The 16,162-nt window shown below is 67.7% G+C and carries 12 protein-coding genes; 4 read left to right on the top strand and 8 right to left on the bottom strand.

All coding sequences use genetic code 11. From position 1 onward, the window contains the following. Positions 1-12: 12 nt before the first annotated feature. A complete protein-coding gene (locus DES52_RS03235; protein WP_110885346.1) occupies positions 13-2,382 on the bottom strand; it encodes a tetratricopeptide repeat protein in 2,370 nt (789 codons plus the stop codon). A gap of 101 nt (positions 2,383-2,483) precedes the next feature. On the opposite strand from DES52_RS03235, the gene DES52_RS03230 reads away from it, so the two are divergent. After that, on the top strand, positions 2,484-3,449 hold the full coding sequence (locus DES52_RS03230; RefSeq protein ID WP_110885345.1) for a hypothetical protein: 966 nt from the start codon (positions 2,484-2,486) through the stop codon (positions 3,447-3,449). Positions 3,450-3,677: 228 nt separating this feature from the next. Next, a complete protein-coding gene (locus tag DES52_RS22800) occupies positions 3,678-4,376 on the top strand; it encodes a hypothetical protein (RefSeq protein WP_170130871.1) in 699 nt (232 codons plus the stop codon). On the opposite strand, the gene DES52_RS03220 is transcribed toward DES52_RS22800, so the two are convergent. Together DES52_RS03220 and DES52_RS03215 are read right to left on the bottom strand one after the other, a co-directional pair. Next, positions 4,373-5,242, bottom strand: a complete 870-nt coding sequence (locus DES52_RS03220; RefSeq protein ID WP_110885344.1) for a metallophosphoesterase — start codon at positions 5,240-5,242, stop codon at positions 4,373-4,375. The genes DES52_RS22800 and DES52_RS03220 overlap by 4 nt on opposite strands. A gap of 96 nt (positions 5,243-5,338) precedes the next feature. Further along, positions 5,339-6,211, bottom strand: a complete 873-nt coding sequence (locus DES52_RS03215) for a metallophosphoesterase (protein WP_245900647.1) — start codon at positions 6,209-6,211, stop codon at positions 5,339-5,341. A gap of 40 nt (positions 6,212-6,251) precedes the next feature. Here DES52_RS03215 and DES52_RS03210 point away from each other — a divergent pair, with 40 nt between their 5' ends. After that, on the top strand, positions 6,252-7,748 hold the full coding sequence (locus DES52_RS03210) for an amidohydrolase (RefSeq protein ID WP_110885342.1): 1,497 nt from the start codon (positions 6,252-6,254) through the stop codon (positions 7,746-7,748). A 34-nt stretch (positions 7,749-7,782) separates the two neighbouring features. On the opposite strand, the gene DES52_RS03205 is transcribed toward DES52_RS03210, so the two are convergent. The 4 genes from DES52_RS03205 to DES52_RS03190 form a co-directional block, all read right to left on the bottom strand. Next, on the bottom strand, positions 7,783-11,052 hold the full coding sequence (locus tag DES52_RS03205) for an EAL domain-containing protein (RefSeq protein ID WP_110885341.1): 3,270 nt from the start codon (positions 11,050-11,052) through the stop codon (positions 7,783-7,785). 146 nt (positions 11,053-11,198) lie between these two features. Beyond that, on the bottom strand, positions 11,199-12,350 hold the full coding sequence (locus tag DES52_RS03200; protein ID WP_110885340.1) for an NAD(P)/FAD-dependent oxidoreductase: 1,152 nt from the start codon (positions 12,348-12,350) through the stop codon (positions 11,199-11,201). 146 nt (positions 12,351-12,496) lie between these two features. After that, positions 12,497-14,044 (bottom strand): hypothetical protein, encoded by a 1,548-nt coding sequence (locus tag DES52_RS03195; protein WP_110885339.1) that lies wholly within the window; start codon positions 14,042-14,044, stop codon positions 12,497-12,499. Next, the gene (locus DES52_RS03190) at positions 14,041-14,784 is read right to left on the bottom strand and encodes an ABC transporter ATP-binding protein (RefSeq protein WP_110885338.1); all 744 of its coding nucleotides are present in this window, start codon (positions 14,782-14,784) and stop codon (positions 14,041-14,043) included. The genes DES52_RS03195 and DES52_RS03190 overlap by 4 nt, the downstream gene beginning before the upstream one ends. A gap of 147 nt (positions 14,785-14,931) precedes the next feature. Between DES52_RS03190 and DES52_RS22795 the strand changes: the two genes are divergently transcribed. After that, complete coding sequence (locus DES52_RS22795; protein ID WP_170130870.1) at positions 14,932-15,105, top strand: hypothetical protein; 174 nt, start codon at positions 14,932-14,934, stop codon at positions 15,103-15,105. Here the strand turns inward: DES52_RS22795 and DES52_RS03185 are convergent. After that, positions 15,087-16,097: a LacI family DNA-binding transcriptional regulator gene (locus DES52_RS03185; protein WP_110885337.1), complete on the bottom strand. Its 1,011-nt coding sequence runs from the start codon at positions 16,095-16,097 to the stop codon at positions 15,087-15,089. The two genes, DES52_RS22795 and DES52_RS03185, sit on opposite strands and share 19 nt — an antisense overlap. Between the last annotated feature and the right edge of the window lie 65 nt (positions 16,098-16,162).

Below are 16,162 nucleotides of genomic sequence, written 5' to 3'. Positions count from 1 at the left end.
CCCGAACGACCCTTACCGGGCCATGAACGCTTCCAAGTCCTCTCGGTAGCCTTGCGCGAGCGCCACGAAGCCCGACTCCTCCAGAATCGAAATGGCTTCGCGCCATCCTTCCACGTTGCCGTCGAGTTCCGCCGCGTTGGAAAGGGCCATGCCGAGCACCCGCATGTCTCCCGCGTTTCGGGCGAGGCCGATCGCCGCCATGTACGCGTCGCGCGCTTCGCGCTCCCGTCCTTCGAGGTGCCACACCACGGCGAGGTTGTTCATGGCCAGGGCGGCCGTCTTGAGGTCTCCCGCCTCGTGCGCGCAGTCGTGCGCCTCTCGGTACAAGCGCTTGGCATCGTCTTCCTGCCCTCGCCGTTCGTGCATACGGCCGATGGCCGTCAGAACCGTCGCTCGAAGGCTCAAGTTGTCCGAGGCGGCCTGCAACGCCTCTTGAAAGGCCGCGTCGACGTCCTCGCCGAGTTCGGCGCGCACCACGGCGAGATTCGTGAGGGTTCCGACGTGGCGCACCTCGTCTCCGGCGGCCAGCCAAAGGGTGAGGGCGCGTCCGAAAGCCGCCTTCGCTTCCGGGAAACGCCCTTCGTACTGAGCGAGCAATCCGAGGACGTTGTGTCCCTCGGCGCGCGCCTCGATGTCGCCGGTCAACGCCGCCGCCGCATGGGAGCGCGCCTCGTGGGGAAAGCCGAGGCGCCACGTCACGAGGGCGAGCAGACTTTGCTGGCGCGGCGACTCGGGCAAAGCCGTCAAGACGTCGCGCGCCATCTTGAGCTGCCCGCTGAGCTCGAGCGCCCGGGCGCGCAGCAGCGACACGTCCTCGCTGGGCGCGGCCTCGGCGAGATCGGCGGCGGCCCGCTCGGGAAAGCCGCGCCGCACGAGTTCGCGCCCCCACGCGAGGTAGGCGGCGCGAACGCTCCGCTCGTCCTCGGGCCGCAGCAAGGCCCGGGCGCGACGGTACAGCGGCAAGGCGGCGAGGGCGGGCAAGGCGCGGGCGAGCGCCAGCCCGAGGCGCCCTTCGAGGGCCGGGTGCGCCTTGAGGTACGACAAGGCCGCGTCGCGGCCAAGCACGACGCCCGAAGCGTCCACGAAGCCGCCTCGAAGAAGGGTGCCGAGCGCTTCGGCGAACGCGTCCGCGTCGAGATGCAAGGCGCGACGGACCAGCATCAAGTCGGGCGCGTCCAGCAAGGCGAAGGCGCCGTGCATGTCACGGGCGACGTCCGGCAAGCGCGCCAGACGCCCTTCGAGGGCGACGCTCGTCGGTTCGCCGCGCAGCCAAGCGCCGACGAGCGACGGCAGGCCGTCCGTCGCTTCCAAAGCGCCGGGAAAGTCGGCGAGGTCCGCCGCGCCAAGCCGTCCGAGTTCCACCGTGCGGTCCACGTCGAGCGGCGCCACGCCTTCTCCGGCGAGCACGACGCGCGCGTCGGGCCGCAGGCGACGCAGGCGCTCCAAGACGGCTCGGCTTTCCTCGTCCATCGCGTGCCAATCGTCGATGGCGACGTCGAACGAGCGCCGAGCGAGCAGCCGAGCCGCCGCGTCGGGCCCGCCGCTCGGCACGCTCATCAATCCTTCGAGCGTCGCGTACGGCAAGCCGGAACGCGCGGGCAGGTACGTCCAGCCGCGCGCTTCCAGCAAGCGCAGCACGGTCGTCTTGCCCAAGCCCGGCCCGCCGCCCACCCAAGCCCACCCGCCGCGCGGCAACGCCAGCAACGACTCGAGTTCGCGCGCGCGACCGACGGGCCGCGCACGCAAATCGCCGCGCGCCGCTTCCGCCGACGAGACGAGCGTCACGCCGAGTTCGCGCGCTTCACGCACGAGTTCGTCTTTGGCGGGATGCTCGGCGGCGAGCAGCAGGCGGTGCAGTTCGCGAAGCACGTCCGTTTCGGGAGGCGGCGCGCTCGCAACGCGCAGCGCCCGTTCGGCGCAGCGTCCCGCCTCGGCGAAGTCGCCGTGCGCCGCCGCGTCGTGCGCGAGGTTCGACCACGCGCTCTGCACTTCGCGCGCCAGACGCTCGCGCGTCTCGTACACCCACTCTTCGAGGTCGGGGCCGACGTCCTCGAAGTTGAGGCCGTCCGCGAACGCTCCGCCGTACCACTCGGTCGCTTCACGCCAGCGCCCTTCGCGCACGACGTCGCGAAACTTGACTGCGTCGCACTCGATTTCGCACCACGTTCGCGCTTCGTCCGCGCCGATCACGCCGACTTTGCGCAGCTTGTTCAAAGCCACGGCGAGGTTGTTCATGGGGTTGGGTGAGTCGGGCCAGAAGAGCGCGGCGACGTCGCGCCTCGGTCTCGTGCCCTCGAGCGCGAGGTACGCGAGCAACAACAACGGTTTCTCGCGCGTGAAGCGCGGCTCCACGAGCGCGAGGCCCCCGAGGGTTCTCAGCACACCGCCAGTGTACAAGGTGCGTGAACGCCGTTCATGGGTCGTTCACGGCGCGTCTCCTACGGTACGTCCAGGCCGATGGAAAGGCCGAAAGGAGCCCCAAGATGACGAAGATCGTGACCGCCGCTCTCGCCCTCACCGCCTTGCTCGCCTCCGGCGCCACCCTCGCCCAGAAGGACACGAAGAGCCCCAACACGCCCCTTCCGTCCGCGCCGATCATCCTCGCGCCCATCGTCGTGCAAGCCGCGCAGCCTGCCGTGGGACGCTTTCGTGTGACGCTGCTGGGCTGGCGCGTCGATCGCCAAACATGGGACCACGTGTTCGAGTCGGACGGAGGCGGCGACGAAGTGTTCGTGATGTCCGAGGCGCGCGTCGTGGACGCCACGAACCGGACCCTCTTCGGTCCGAGCGGCGTGCGCAGCGTCGTCGTGGGCGACACCAACAACTACCCGAACCGCCTGCGCGGCGGCTCGGCCCACGCGCCCTTCGGCGGCAACGGCGGCTTCACGAGCGGCGACCGCTTTCCGACGGCGACGCCGTGGATTCGCGGCGGCCCGCCGCAGCCCGACCGCTTCCCGATGCTGCTGTTTCAAGGCGACCTCGCCGACGGGCAAGCCGCGATGATCGTGCCGACCCTGTGGGAGTGGGACGGCGAGCCGAGCTTCCTGACGACCCTCGGGCGCATTCTGTTCGCGCCGCTCTTGCCCTTGTCGGACGTGGCGGGCCTCGTCGTGAACGCCCCGAGCCCCACCGACGTGCCCGCCGCGATCGCCCGCACCGTCGTGCGCACGGCCAGCAGCCTCGGCTTGCGGCAAGGCGCGCCGGGCGTGAACGTCACGGTCGGCAAGAGCCTGCTCGGCGACGCGAAGGACCGTCCGATCGGCATGCAGGACGCGGGATTGAACTACGCGTTCGATCCGCAAGTGCTGGTGTTCAATCGCGCGACGGCCGAGCGGCTCGCGCGCACCGACTTCGGCTTCGGTCCGGGCGTGCTCGCCGTGCGTTACCAAGACGCGGAGGCGCTCAAAGGCGACTACACCCTGTTCGTGCAAGTCGAGCAGGTGCGTTGAAGCTCATGGAGCCCAAGGGAGGCAGAGCTGGTCAAGAAGCGAGCTTCCTTCCACCAACCTTTCCTCTCAACAACGCGAGTGGCGCTGTCGTGAACGGCCGGCGCGCTTCGGCGGCGCCACCCGAGGAAAGCTCCTCGCGAGGCTTTCCTCGCTTCCCGCCGATTGACACCGCCCGGCGAATCCGCACAATACGAAGATCACCTGTTGCAATCTTTCAGGGAGGAAGTCATGAAGCACGCCAAGAAGTGGACCGTCGCCGTCGCCCTGCTCGCCACCGTCGCGCTCGCACAAGCCGTGCAGCGCTCTTTGGCCCTCACGATCAACGGGCAGCGGTCCACCACGGGCGCCATCGTCGTGAACGGGCGCACGTACGTGCCTGTCGAGGCGCTGCGCGCGGCGGGCGTGACGGCCACACAAAGCGCGAGCGCCTTGGCGCTGACCGTTCCGGCGGCGCCAGCGGCGTCGGGCGGCTCGAATCAAGTCGCGGGTCTCGCGGGGTGTGTGAACGAGCAACTCTTCAACGGCGTGTGGCGTCTGCGGGTCACGAACGTTTCGAACGTGACGGACGGCGACCGCAAGGGGACCGCCGTGTCGATCGAGGTACGCAACGGTACGAACGGTACGACGTCGCTCGCCAACTCGGGAGCGGGCGGGCCCGCGTCGCAACTCGACAACGTCCAGCTCGTGACGCAGGACGGCGCGTCGTACACGCCGAGCGGCAGCATCTTCGACTTGCAGGGCGTCGCGGCGCGCGACGTGCCTCAAGGCGCTCCGCTCTCGTTCACGCTGAACTTCTTCCCGAATCCGGCCGCGAACGGGCAGATCAGCCCGCCGAGCCGACTCGTCTTCCGCGTCGATCGCGGGCCCGGCACGAGCTACACGGTCGCCGACCCGAGCTTTCGCGTGAACCTCACCTGCCGCCGTTAAAACGGAAAGTCGGGCGGGTGCAAATCGAGAATGGCCACTTCGGCGGGGCAAGCGAACCGTACGGGCAACCCCGTCACGCCGAGCCCGCGCGATACGAAGCCCAGCGCGTGATTTTCGCCTTCGACGCCCGCGCGTCCCTCGGCGGGCGACGTCACGATGGCGTCGCCTCGCACCCAGCCTTGCAAGGGACGCATGAGGGTGGAGCGCTTGAGGGGACCGATCATCGGGAGGCGCACTTGCCCGCCGTGCGTGTGACCGCACAAGGTGAGGCCCACCTTCGACGGAACGTGGGGCAGGTAGTCGGGGTTGTGTGCGAGCAACAAGATCGCGCCACCTTGGTAATGTCGCAGGGCCGCGTCGAGGTCCTGCGCTCCGAACCACCAGTCGTCCACGCCCGCCACGTACACGTCATCGCGCACTTGAACGCCCGCGTTGTTGATGAGCTGCACGCCGTTCACGCGTAGTCGCTCGGCGAAGCGGATCCTCTGCGCGTTCGTGTTGAGGCTCGTCCAGTCGTGGTTGCCCCACACGCCCCACACGCCGAGGGGCGCTTGCAAGCGCGCCAGTTCGCGCAGCATCGTGCCGCGTCCGGGCGCGCGAAAGTGACCGTCGAGGAAGTCGCCCGTGATGACGATGAGGTCGGGCTTGGCGGCGAGCGTGGCGTCCACCCAGGCTTTCACGATGAGCGGCCCGACGAACAAGCCGTAGTGCAGATCGCTGAGGTGCGCGACGCGCAGCGGCTTCGTCAAGCCCGGCAACGTCGCTTCCTGAAGCGTCGTCTTGAAGCGGTAGGTGTTGGTGACACTTGCGACCGTCAAGGTGAGGGCGCTCCAACCGAGCGAGGAGAGAACGCGGCGCAGAGGCATGCAGGTAGTATGACGCCGCGTTCTCGCGGCATCTTCCCGTATGAAGGAGTGGCTGAAGCTCGGTGTGACCGCCTCGTTCGCGGCGCGCGAGAAGCGTCAGCGCGGCGTCAACTCGAGCATCGCCACTTCGGCGGGGCAGTCGAGGCGCAAAGGCAAGTTGCTGACGCCGAGGCCGCGCGACACGAAGCCGAGCGCGGGCGCGCGCACGAATCCTTCCGCGAAACGCCGACCGTAACGTGAAGACGTGACGAGCGGCCCGACGACGGGCAGCTTGACTTGACCGCCGTGCGTGTGTCCGCACAGCGTCAAAGCGACGTTGGAGGGCACGCTCGGCAGCGCGTCGGGCGTGTGGCTGAGCAGCAGGACCGTCTCGCCTCGTCGTCCCGCGAGGGCTCGCGCGAGGTCGGGCCAGCCCGTGCGTTCGTCGTCGATTCCGGCGAGGTACAAGTCGCTCCGCACTCGCACGCCTTCGTTCAGCAGGATGCGCACGCCCGACGCGCGAAGCGCCCGACCCCAATTCGTTCGCCGTTCTCGCCAATCGGGATGAAAGATGCCGTTCTCGTCGAAGCCGAAGATCGCGTTGTCATGGTTGCCCCACACGCCGAACACCCCGAGCGGAGCGGAAAGACGCGCGAGCAAACGAAGCAGGGGCGCGCCGTCGCCGCGAAAGAGGTGGTCGAAGAAGTCGCCCGTGATGACGATGAGGTCGGGGCGTTCGCGAAGCGTGGCGTCCACCCACGCGCGCACGCTCCCCTCCCGAATGAACGGCCCGAAGTGAAGGTCGCTGAGGTGCGCGACGCGCAAGGGCGCGGTGAGGCCCGCGAGGGAAACGCGATGCCGAGAGACCTCGAAGCGGTACGTGTTCACGATCGGTACGGCCGCGAAGGCCGCGCCGCCGAGCGCGATGGCGCGCAAAAGGCGGCGCCGCGTGAAGGACACGGAAGCTTCGTCGAAGTCGACGGGACGCACGAGCTTCAAGATACGCGCCCGGCAGGTATCGTGGAGCGACATGCTGCAATTGATTCTTTCCCGCATTCTCACGCAAGACGCCGCTCGCCCGAACGCCGAGGCGGTCCTCGTCGGTGGAGGGCGCGTGCTCGCCGTCGGTTCACGCGAAGAGATGACGGCCGTCGCACCGAAGGCGGACGTGCTCGACCACCGGGACTCGTTTCTCACGCCGGGCCTCGTGGACGCGCACACGCACCTCGTCGGGTACGGCTTCTCCTTGTCGCAAGTGGACCTCACAGGATCGCGCGGCGTTTCCGAAGTGGTCGCGCGCCTTCGCGAGCGAGCCGCCGTCACGCCGCACGGCGAGTGGATTCAAGGAGGCGGCTTCCTCTTCTCGGAGCTCGGCCTCGCCGACTATCCCACCGCCCGCGAGCTCGACGAGGCGACGCCGCACCACCCGGTGATCGCGTTTTCGCGCGATTTGCACTCGGCGTGGGTGAATTCCGAGGCGCTGAGACGCGCGGGCATTTCGGAGGCGACGCCCGACCCCGAGGGCGGCCGGATCGTCCGTCCGTTGGGAACGCTGCTGGAGTACGCCAAGGAGATCGTGCGAAACGCCATTCCCGCGCCGACTCACCGTGAGTACGAGGCGGCGGCTTCGCGCGGAGCGCGCGACTTGCAGGCGCGCGGCTTCACGGGAACGCACACGATGGGGTTCGAGCCGCCCGAGGCGCTCGCGGCGATGCTGTCGCTCGCCGCGCGAAACGCGTTGCCGCTGAGAGTGTGGTCGTGCGTGGACCACGACCGTTTGGAGTACGTGCGCGCCCTCGGCTTGCGCGGCAACGTGCGCGGACAGCTCACGATCGGTGGCATCAAGTTCTTCGCGGACGGCGCGCTCGGCAGCCGCACGGCGTGGCTGTACGCGCCGGGCTTCGCCGACGGCAGCGGAACGGGCTTGCCGCTGCACAGCCCGGAACTCATTCTCGAGCGGGGGCGCGAAGCGTTGGAGTTGGGCTTCGTGCCCGTCACGCACGCGATCGGGGACCGCGCGAACACCGAGGTGCTCGACGTGTACGAGCGCCTCGCGCTCCTCGCGCGCGAGAAGGGGATGCGCTTGCGCTTGGAGCACGCGCAGCACTTGCGCCGCGAGGACGTCGCGCGCTTCGGGCGTCTCGGCGTGACGGCGTCCGTGCAGCCCATTCACCTGTTGGGAGACGGGCCGATGATACGCGCCTTGCTGCCGCACCTTGAGAACACCACGTACGCGTTCGCGAGCTTGCTGCGTTCGGGCGCGCTGCTCGCCCTCGGGTCGGACGCGCCGGTCGCGCCTCCGAACGTGCAGGACAATTTCCGGGCGGCCCTCACGCGGCGCGACGATACGGGCGAGTTCGTCGCGCCCGACGAGACGCTCACCGTGGAGGAGACGTTGTTCGCCTACACGCGCGGTCCCGCCCTCGCCGTGGGCTGGGACGATGTCGGAATCGTACGCGAGGGGGCCGTCGCGGAGTTCACCCTTTGGGACGAAATCGGTGGAAACGCGGCGTCGCTCGTGCTTTGAGCGACGCCGTCGACATGCGAACTTCGAAGGGCGGTCAGGCGGTCGGGCCGTGCGGCGCGAGGTAGGCGCCGCGCCGCAAGATGGACGTGATCTCTTGCGGCGGCAAGGGATGGGAGAACAAGAAGCCTTGGGCGAGGTGGCAGCCGAGCCGCACGAGGTGCGTTCGCTGCTCGCTCGTCTCGACGCCCTCGGCGACGGCACCGATGCCGAGGGCGCGGGCGAGCGTCACGACCGTCTGCACGATGCTCGAACTCGTCGTGTCGCGCCCGAGGCGCGCGACGAACGAGCGATCGATTTTCAGCGCGTCGATGGGAAAGCGGTGCAGAGACGCGAGCGACGAGTAGCCCGTGCCGAAGTCGTCGATTTGCACGCGCGCTCCGAGCCTTCGAAGGTGCGTGAGGATGTCGGCGGAGATCGCGTCGTGCTGCATGATGGCGCTCTCGGTGATTTCGAGGTTGAGCCGCTCGGGATCGCAGCCGCTGTCTTGCAGCACGCGGGCGAGCGTCTCCACGAGGCCCGGCTGGTAGAACTGCCGCGCGGACACGTTGACGTGCAAGTCGAGGCAGCAATCGGCGAATTCTCGCTGCCACACCCGAACTTGCGTGCAGGCTTCTTGCAGCACCCACTCGCCGAGCGGCACGATGAGCCCTGTTTCCTCGGCGACGCGAATGAATTCCTCGGGGCGTACTTCGCCGAGCACGGGGTGCGTCCAGCGCAGCAAGGCTTCCACGCCTTCCACCCGACTCGTGGGCAGGTTCACGATCGGTTGGTAGACGAGGCGCAGTTCGCGGGCGCGCAAGGCGCGCGGCAAGTCGCCTTCGAGTTGCAGGCGGCGCATCGCCGCGTCGTGCATCGTGGTGTCGAACACGGCGTGACGCTGAGTGGCGCTGCGCTTGGCGCGGTACATCCCGATGTCGGCGTCGCGCAGGGCGTCGAGCGAGTCTCGGTGGTCGAGGCGTCCGGGCGCGATGCCGATGCTGACGGTGACGCGCAGTTCGCGGCCCGAGACGAGCAGAGGAGCGTCGAGCGCGTCTTCGAGGCGGCCCGCGATCAGTTCCGCTTCGCGCAAGTCCGAAAGGTGCTCGACCAGCACGGCGAACTCGTCGCCTCCGAGACGCGCGACGATGCTTCCGGCGGGAACGGCGGACGACAAGCGGCGCGTGAACTCGACGAGCAACTCGTCGCCGACGCGGTGCCCGAGGCTGTCGTTGATGATCTTGAAGCGGTCGAGGTCGAGAAACAGCACGGCGTACCGTGCGGCGCCGCGTCGACGTGCCTCGGCGTGCGCGGCGCGCAGACGCGACTCGAAGAGCGTGCGGTTGGGCAACTCCGTGAGGGCGTCGTGCGTGGCGCTCCAAGCGAGGCGATCCTCGGCTTGTTTGCGCTCGGTGATGTCGCGCGACGTGGACACGAAGCCCGAGAGGCGCCCGTTTTCGCGAATGGGCGTGATGCTGGCCTCGAACCAGGCGTACGCGCCGTCCTTGCGGCGCAGGCGCAAGCGCAACTGCTGCGCTTGCCCGCTTTGCAGTCGGCGCAGCGTCATGAAGGCGATGCTTTCGTACTCCTCGGGGTGCATGAGGTCGAAGGGCGTGAAGCCCTTGAGTTCCTCGGGGTCGTAGCCGAGCCGAGTTCGCACGGACGGGCTGAGGTAGCGGTACGAGCCGTCGGGTCCGTGCAAGCACACGAGGTCGCTCATGTTCTCGGCGAGCAGACGGTAGCGGTTTTCGCGCTCGCGCACCTCGTCGTGCAAAGACGACAACTCCAAGGTCGTCTCGATGTAGCCTGCCACCGTCTGCGCGAGCCGCAAGTCGTTTCCGGTGAGGCTCACTCCGCCGCGGCTTTCGACGTTGAGCACGCCCAGGACCTGCCCGTGTCGCCGGAGGGGCACGCACACTTCCGAGGCGATGTCCTCGACCGCTCCGATGAAGCGCGGCTCCGAACGAACGTCGTCGATAAGTTCCGCTCGACCGGTCGTCGCGACGCGTCCCATCACGCCCTTGGAAAGCGGCACGCTCGACACGACCTGATCGTAGCCGACTTGATGTTGCAGCACGAGGTCGTCTTCGTGAATGAAGTAGATGCTGATCTGGGTGTAGCCGAAGGTGCGTGCGACCGCCTCGGTGACGGCGCGCAGGGCGCACGGAACGTCGAGTTCCTGAGCGAGCGCGCTGCGAACGCCGTGAAGCAAGTCGAGTTCGCGGCGCGAACGTTCGGCGGCGTCGTACAGCGCTCGGTAGCGCCGCTCCGACGCCCGCGTCTGCTCGAAGAGACGGGCGCGTTCGATGGCGCGCCCGAGATGATCGGCGAGGCTGCTGATGCTGCCGAGGTCCGCGTCGTCGAGGGTGGCGTCCTCGCTTTCGATGTTGATGATGCCGATGATGTGGTCGCCCGAGCGCAGAGGAACGCACAGTTCGCTGACGACCCGCGGATTTTCGGCGATGTAGTCGGGGTCGCGCGTCACGTCGACGACCAGCGACGACTCTCCGGTGCACACGACGCGGCCAACGACGCCTTCGAAGGTGTAGCTGGACTGCAAGAAGCCGTAGCCGACGTGCGCCCGCGGCACGATCTGGCCGTCCTCGATCAAGGCGACGGCGACGTGAGCGAAGCCGAATTCCTCGTGGATGGCGCGCACGATGGCTTCGAACAGTTCGGCGAGGTCACCTTCGGCAGACAGAACGTCGCGCAAGCGCGAGCGCAACGCGAGGTCGCGTTGCGCTCGCCGCGCCTGCTCGGCGACGCGGGCGCGCCACAAGGCGAGTTCGACGTGCGCGCCGAACACTTTGGCGACCTCGGCGTACTTGCCGAGTTCCTCGGCGGGCCTGGGACTGTCGAGGTACAAGGCGGCCTCGATCTGCCCGCCGAGGTACACCGGGACGATCAACGTGGACTCGACGATCAAGGCGCCGTTGCTCGCCTCGATCAGCTCGCAGCGGCGCGCGTCGAGGACGCGGGTGTTGAGATCTCGCAAGGACGGCACGACGCGCACGCCACTTTGCATGTCGAGCTCTTCTCGCGTGAACGTCACGAGCTTGAGCAGTTCGAGGTCGTGCTTGAGGCTGGCCGCGTAAGCGTAGCGTCCGTCGGCGCGGCGCACGATGATGCTGCCGCACGTGATGTCGGGGATGATGAGCGCGGCGACGCTGAGCACCCGCTCGTACATGTCGCGCGCTTGCAAGTCTGCGGGTAGGGTGCTGGTGATGGTCGTGAGCGCCCGCAAGGCGTCCTCGACGGACGAGATGCGCTCGACGGCTTTGGGAAGCGACAGCGAAACGTCGGCTTCGATGTCGTTCAGGCGTCGCACCACTTCATCTTACAATTCGCCCGCCAGGATGAAGTGAACTTCACGGCTTTTTCACACCTTCCGTATCCGAGGGTGAAGCGGGCGTGTGGCCATGCCGAAAGAGCAGGCGGAGGATACCCTCCGCCTGCTCTTTCACGTCGCTTCGTTTAGATAGGATCGCCGATGCTGGCGCGCCAACGCCATTCGGACGCACGCTTCATGACGTGCGCGAGGCCGCCCGTCATGGCGAGCTTCTGGTTCCACGGCAACTTCATCCAACCGACGGCCATGAGGCCGCCGAGCGAGACGAACTCGCCGAGGGTGGACGGCTCGTACGCCTCCAGCGTCTCGCCGCGCGTGAGGCGCATGATGTTCTTGCCCGTGAGGCGTCCTTGCTGGCCGGCGTGCTGGGCGGTCGTCGGAACGGGCTTGTTCGTCTTCGGGTCGGTGGCGAGGGCCATGTCTCCGATCACGAAGACTTCCGGGTAGGCGGGAATGCGCAGGTAGGAATCGACGACGATGCGGCCCGCCGGACCCTTCTCGAGCTTCTCGGCCTTGACGATGTCTTGCGCCTGAATGCCGCCCGTCCAGATGATCTTGCCCGCCTCGATGACCTTTTGCTGGCCGTCTTGTGTCTGCACGGTGACGTTGTTCTCCGTGGCCTGCATGAGACGGTGGCCGACGAGGATGTGAATCCCGTACTCCTCGAGGGTGCGTTGAGCGCGCGTGCGGAGGGTCTCGTCGAGGACAGGCAGGATCTTGGGGCCCGCTTCGACGAGGTAGATCTCGAACTTCGGCAGGCCGCGCTCACGGCTGAGGGTCTCGTTGCGCTGCGCGAGCTCGGTGACGAGTTCGACGCCCGTGAGGCCCGCGCCGCCCACGACGATGTTGCGGCAACCCTCGAAGTCGGCGGTGTAGGCGCGGTTGACGAAGTTGTAGATGTCGTCGGCGTCGGCGAGTTCCTTGAGCTCGGTGGCGTGCTCGCTGAGGCCGGGAATGCGGTAGAAGTTCGTGACGGACCCGAGGCCGATCACGAGGGTGTCGTACGTGACGGTGCGCCCGTCTTTCAACTCGACGGATTTCGCGTCGAGATCGACGCTCGCGATGCGCGCGAGGTCCAAGGTGACGCCCGTACCCTTGAGGAGGGGCGCGAGGGGCAGCGTGACTTGGGTGTTGTGCGCGGCGGCTTCGTGCAGCCTCGTCTCGAAGACGTGGTACGGATTTTGCTCGACAAGCGTCACGTCGAGGTTGGGCGAAGGCTTGAGTTTCGTCGCGACGGCGAGGCCGGCGTAGCCAGCGCCCAGGATGAGTGTCTTCATGCGTGGTACTCCTAAGTATCTGTGAAAGCGTTCACGAGCGATTTCCGGTGACTCGCTCTGTCGAACCAGGAGACGTTCGTCTCCGTTCGACAAACAGTGTATACCCTACACGAAGAAGCCTCGTAAGCCAAGCCACGAGGCAACCTTTACCCACGAAGGACCGCGTCCTGCTCGTCGGCGCGCAAGAACAACCAAAAGCCGAGCGGGACGGCCAGGGCAAGCGCCAAACCCACCGCGCCCCACCACGCGCCGCTCGGCAAGCCGAAGTTCGCTGCGACGAGCCCGCCCGACGTCGCCAGCACGCCCAGCGAGCTCACCCAATCGCTTTTCCCGCCGCGCATGAGGTCCGCGCGTCGCAACTCCACCGGCCGCCACAAGTACATCAACCCCGCCCCGACGGTCGACACGGCGAACAGGACCAAGCGCAACCACCACCACGGGTCACCGCGCGACACGAGAAACGCGAAGAGCGGCAAGAACAGCGCCCACACGGGCGCGAGCGCCGCCAGCAGCTTCGCGCGCCGCAGCGACTCGAAGCTTGTGGGCGCGAGGCGCAACAAATCCGGCGCGTCCTCGCCGAAGATCACGATGCGCGCGAGCGCTCCGGCCAGCGATCCACCCAGCAAAATCGCCGCGCTTCCGAAGCTCGACCCGATCGACGCATCGGCCGCGCCGCGTACGAGCGGCACGGCGAGCGGCAGCAGGTACAGCACTTGCAGCAGCGTCTGCGCGATCAACAGCGGATCGCGCGAAATCAGCCGCCACTCCTTGAGCATCACCGCCGTCCAGCCGCCGCGAAAGCGGGCCACCCCACGTCCCGCCCGCCCGGGACGGCGCGCCACCGTGCGCGCCTGCGCCGCGCCCACGCGAAACGCGTTCTCCAAAACGCGCACCACGAGGAAAAACATCGCCAACGATCCGCCGACCGTCACGACCGCCGGCCAGAACTCCAGCCAAGCGGTCCGCGCCGGAAACCAAAGCGCGCTGTTCTCTCGAAGCGCTCCGTCTCCGGAAAGCACTACGTTCCAAGCGGTCAGCGTCGGACCGAACCGCTCGAACACCGCGTCGCCGAGCAAGTTGCGCGCCTGCAGCACGAGGAAGAACGCCGCTCCGAGCAGCGCGCCCAACACCGACGCCAGCGTCCTCGCGCGGCGCACGCCCAACCACCGTACGAGGCCCATCGTGAGCAGCAGCGCCACGCTCGTTCCAACGAACGACAGCGACACCAACCACGGAATCACGCCGAGAACACGCCACAAGCCGAACACCAATCCGACCGTGAGGATCGGCGCGACGAAGAGCGCGACGGACAGCACGCCGTTCGCCACGACCGACAATGCCCGCGCGAAAAAAATACGACGAGGAGGCAGCGGCGACGAAAGCAGCAAGTCCAGATCGCCGCGTTCGAACAACGTCTCCAAGGCGCCGCGAATTCCGTTCGAGATCAGCAAGCCCAGCACCAGCACCGTCGCGCCGCCCGCGACGAGAAGCGCCACGCCCGACAGGGAATCGGAGAGCGCCAGCGAAGTTCGCGCGCCTCGCAACAGCGAGAACGCCACGACGTGCAGCAGCACGAAAGCACCCCCGAGAATCAGCAACGTCGCCCGACGCGCCTTGTTGTCCCAAAAGATGCGCCAACCGACGCGCCAGCCGAACGCGACGAGCCACGCCGCACTGCCCGGCGAGAGCTTCACGGGCGCCCGCTTCCTCTCGCCACGAGATCGAGGAACACCGCCTCCAAGGTGCCTCCCTCCTCGCCGCTCTGCGCCCGTAAATCCGCCAGCGTTCCCTGCGCGATCAACCGTCCTCCGGCGATGATGCCGATCCGGTCCGCCATGCGCTCGGCGACGTCGAGGATGTGCGTCGTCAAGACGATCGTGCCGCCGCTCGCCACGAAGTCACGAAGCGCGTCCTTCACGAGCTTGGCGGCGGCCGCGTCGAGCCCCGTGAGCGGCTCGTCGAGCAGCATCACGCGCGGCTCGTGGATCAGCGCTCCGGCGAGCGCGAGCTTTTGCTTCATACCGCGCGAGTACGTCTCCACGACCTCGAAACGGTGCTCCCACAAGCCCAGCCACGTCAGCAATTCCTGCGCTCGTCGCGCCGCCGACGTCGCGCTCAGCCCCCAGAGGCCCGCGACGAACTCCAAATACTCCAGCGGGCGCAGCTTGCCGTACAGCAACGGATCGTCGGGCAGGTACGCCAAGGGACGCTTCGCCGCGTTCGGCTCGCGCGTCACGGAATGCCCGAGAATCGACACGTCACCCTCGGTCGGCAGCAGCAAGCCCGCGATCATGCGCAGGGTCGTCGTCTTGCCCGCGCCGTTCGCTCCGAGCAGGGCGAACAGTTCTCCCTCGGGCACCTCCAAATCGAGTTCGCGCACGGCCCACGTCGCGCCGAAGCGCTTGCCGAGTTTCGAGAGTCCCAGGGCCGTCATCACTTCACCTTACGCGGCCGCCTCGACTCGCGTTGCGCCCCGAAGTCGCTTAAGTCACCTTGATGTGTCCCTCAACGACGTACGCCTTCGAGACGCGAGACTGAAAGCCATCTACTTCCCACCGTCTCAGCACTCTGGAGGAACTCCATGAACGAATCCTTCGACCTCGACCGTTGGCTGCGACGCCACGAACTCGACCAACCACGCCAACTCGAAGAAGCGCTGCGTGAAGTGCCCACCGATCAGCGCCCCCTCGCCTTGCTGTCATGGCTGCACGTCGGCGACTTGCAAGGCGAGCGAATTCACATCCCGCTACGATGACCGGTCGACGCGCGCTCCACGACGTACGGCTCGAAGCGCCGCGCGCGCGGCGGGCCGCCGTGTCCCGCGAGCCGTGACAGCAGCAGTTCCGCCGCCGCGCGGCCCATCGCCTCCACGGGCTGGTGCAGCGTCGTGAGGCCGCGCGCCGCCGACCACGGCTGATCGTCGAAACCGATCACCTTGAGGTCCTTGCCGACGCACAGTCCGCGCACTTGCGCTTCGTCGAGCACGGCAGCGGCGATCACGTCGGCGGACGCGAAGACCGTGAGCGGAAAGTTCGCCTCGTCGAGCAGTTGGCCCGCGACCGAGCGCGCCGCGTGTGAACCGAGCGGACTGACGTACTCTCCGGCGAGGGGCACGTTCGCCTCGGCGAGCGCCTTGAGAAACCCTTCCCGGCGCTCGCCGATCACCAAGGTCTTGAACACCTGGTCGAGGTCCGTCTCGAGCCACATCGCGCGCACCTCACCTTCGAGGCGCACCGCGAGTTCCCCCGCAAGACGACCCCCGAGACGATTGTCGACGTACGCGCAGTCCATGCGGTCGCTGTACGCGTCGACGAGCACCGTCGGTTGGCGCGTGGGCAGCACGCCGTCGTCGAAGATGTCGGCGAGGTTGTAGCTCGCCATCACGAGGCCGTCCGCTTGATAGGCCAGGGTATGGCTGCTGAGGTAACGCTCGAGCCTCGTACGGTCGAGCAGCGGGAAGATAGCGAGGTCGTAGCGCTGCTCTTGGAACGCGCTCTCCAGCCCTTCGAGAAGGCGCAGGTAGAAGTCGGTGCTGACGATCGGCAGCATCACGGACACCGTGTACGAACGGCCGCCCGCGATGCGGCGCGCGTGCGGATTCGGGGTGTAGTTGAGGTCGCTCATGGCGCGTAGCACGGTGTCGCGCGTGCTGGGCTTCACGGCGGCGTGATTGTTCAAAACCCTCGACACGGTGCCGACGCCCACGCCCGCTCGACGGGCAACGTCTTGGATGGTGGGCTTGCGCATCGCCGCACAGTCTAAACCTCCGCTCAAGGCTGTGCAAACGCGCCGCGTCCTGGGGGCGCAACTGA

The sequence above is a fragment of the Deinococcus yavapaiensis KR-236 genome, from assembly GCF_003217515.1.
Classification (GTDB): Bacteria; Deinococcota; Deinococci; order Deinococcales; family Deinococcaceae; genus Deinococcus_A; species Deinococcus_A yavapaiensis.
The sequence above is the reverse complement of the archived record's forward strand: the minus strand, read 5'-3'. Positions and strand labels throughout refer to the sequence as shown.

Coding starts and splice junctions, on each gene's coding strand:
- DES52_RS03190 (WP_110885338.1), bottom strand. CDS start 14,784: ATGACGGCCCTGGGACTCTCGAAACTCGGCAAGCGCTTCGGCGCGACG.
- DES52_RS22795 (WP_170130870.1), top strand. CDS start 14,932: ATGAACGAATCCTTCGACCTCGACCGTTGGCTGCGACGCCACGAACTC.
- DES52_RS03210 (WP_110885342.1), top strand. CDS start 6,252: ATGCTGCAATTGATTCTTTCCCGCATTCTCACGCAAGACGCCGCTCGC.
- DES52_RS03230 (WP_110885345.1), top strand. CDS start 2,484: ATGACGAAGATCGTGACCGCCGCTCTCGCCCTCACCGCCTTGCTCGCC.
- DES52_RS22800 (WP_170130871.1), top strand. CDS start 3,678: ATGAAGCACGCCAAGAAGTGGACCGTCGCCGTCGCCCTGCTCGCCACC.
- DES52_RS03220 (WP_110885344.1), bottom strand. CDS start 5,242: ATGCCTCTGCGCCGCGTTCTCTCCTCGCTCGGTTGGAGCGCCCTCACC.
- DES52_RS03185 (WP_110885337.1), bottom strand. CDS start 16,097: ATGCGCAAGCCCACCATCCAAGACGTTGCCCGTCGAGCGGGCGTGGGC.
- DES52_RS03200 (WP_110885340.1), bottom strand. CDS start 12,350: ATGAAGACACTCATCCTGGGCGCTGGCTACGCCGGCCTCGCCGTCGCG.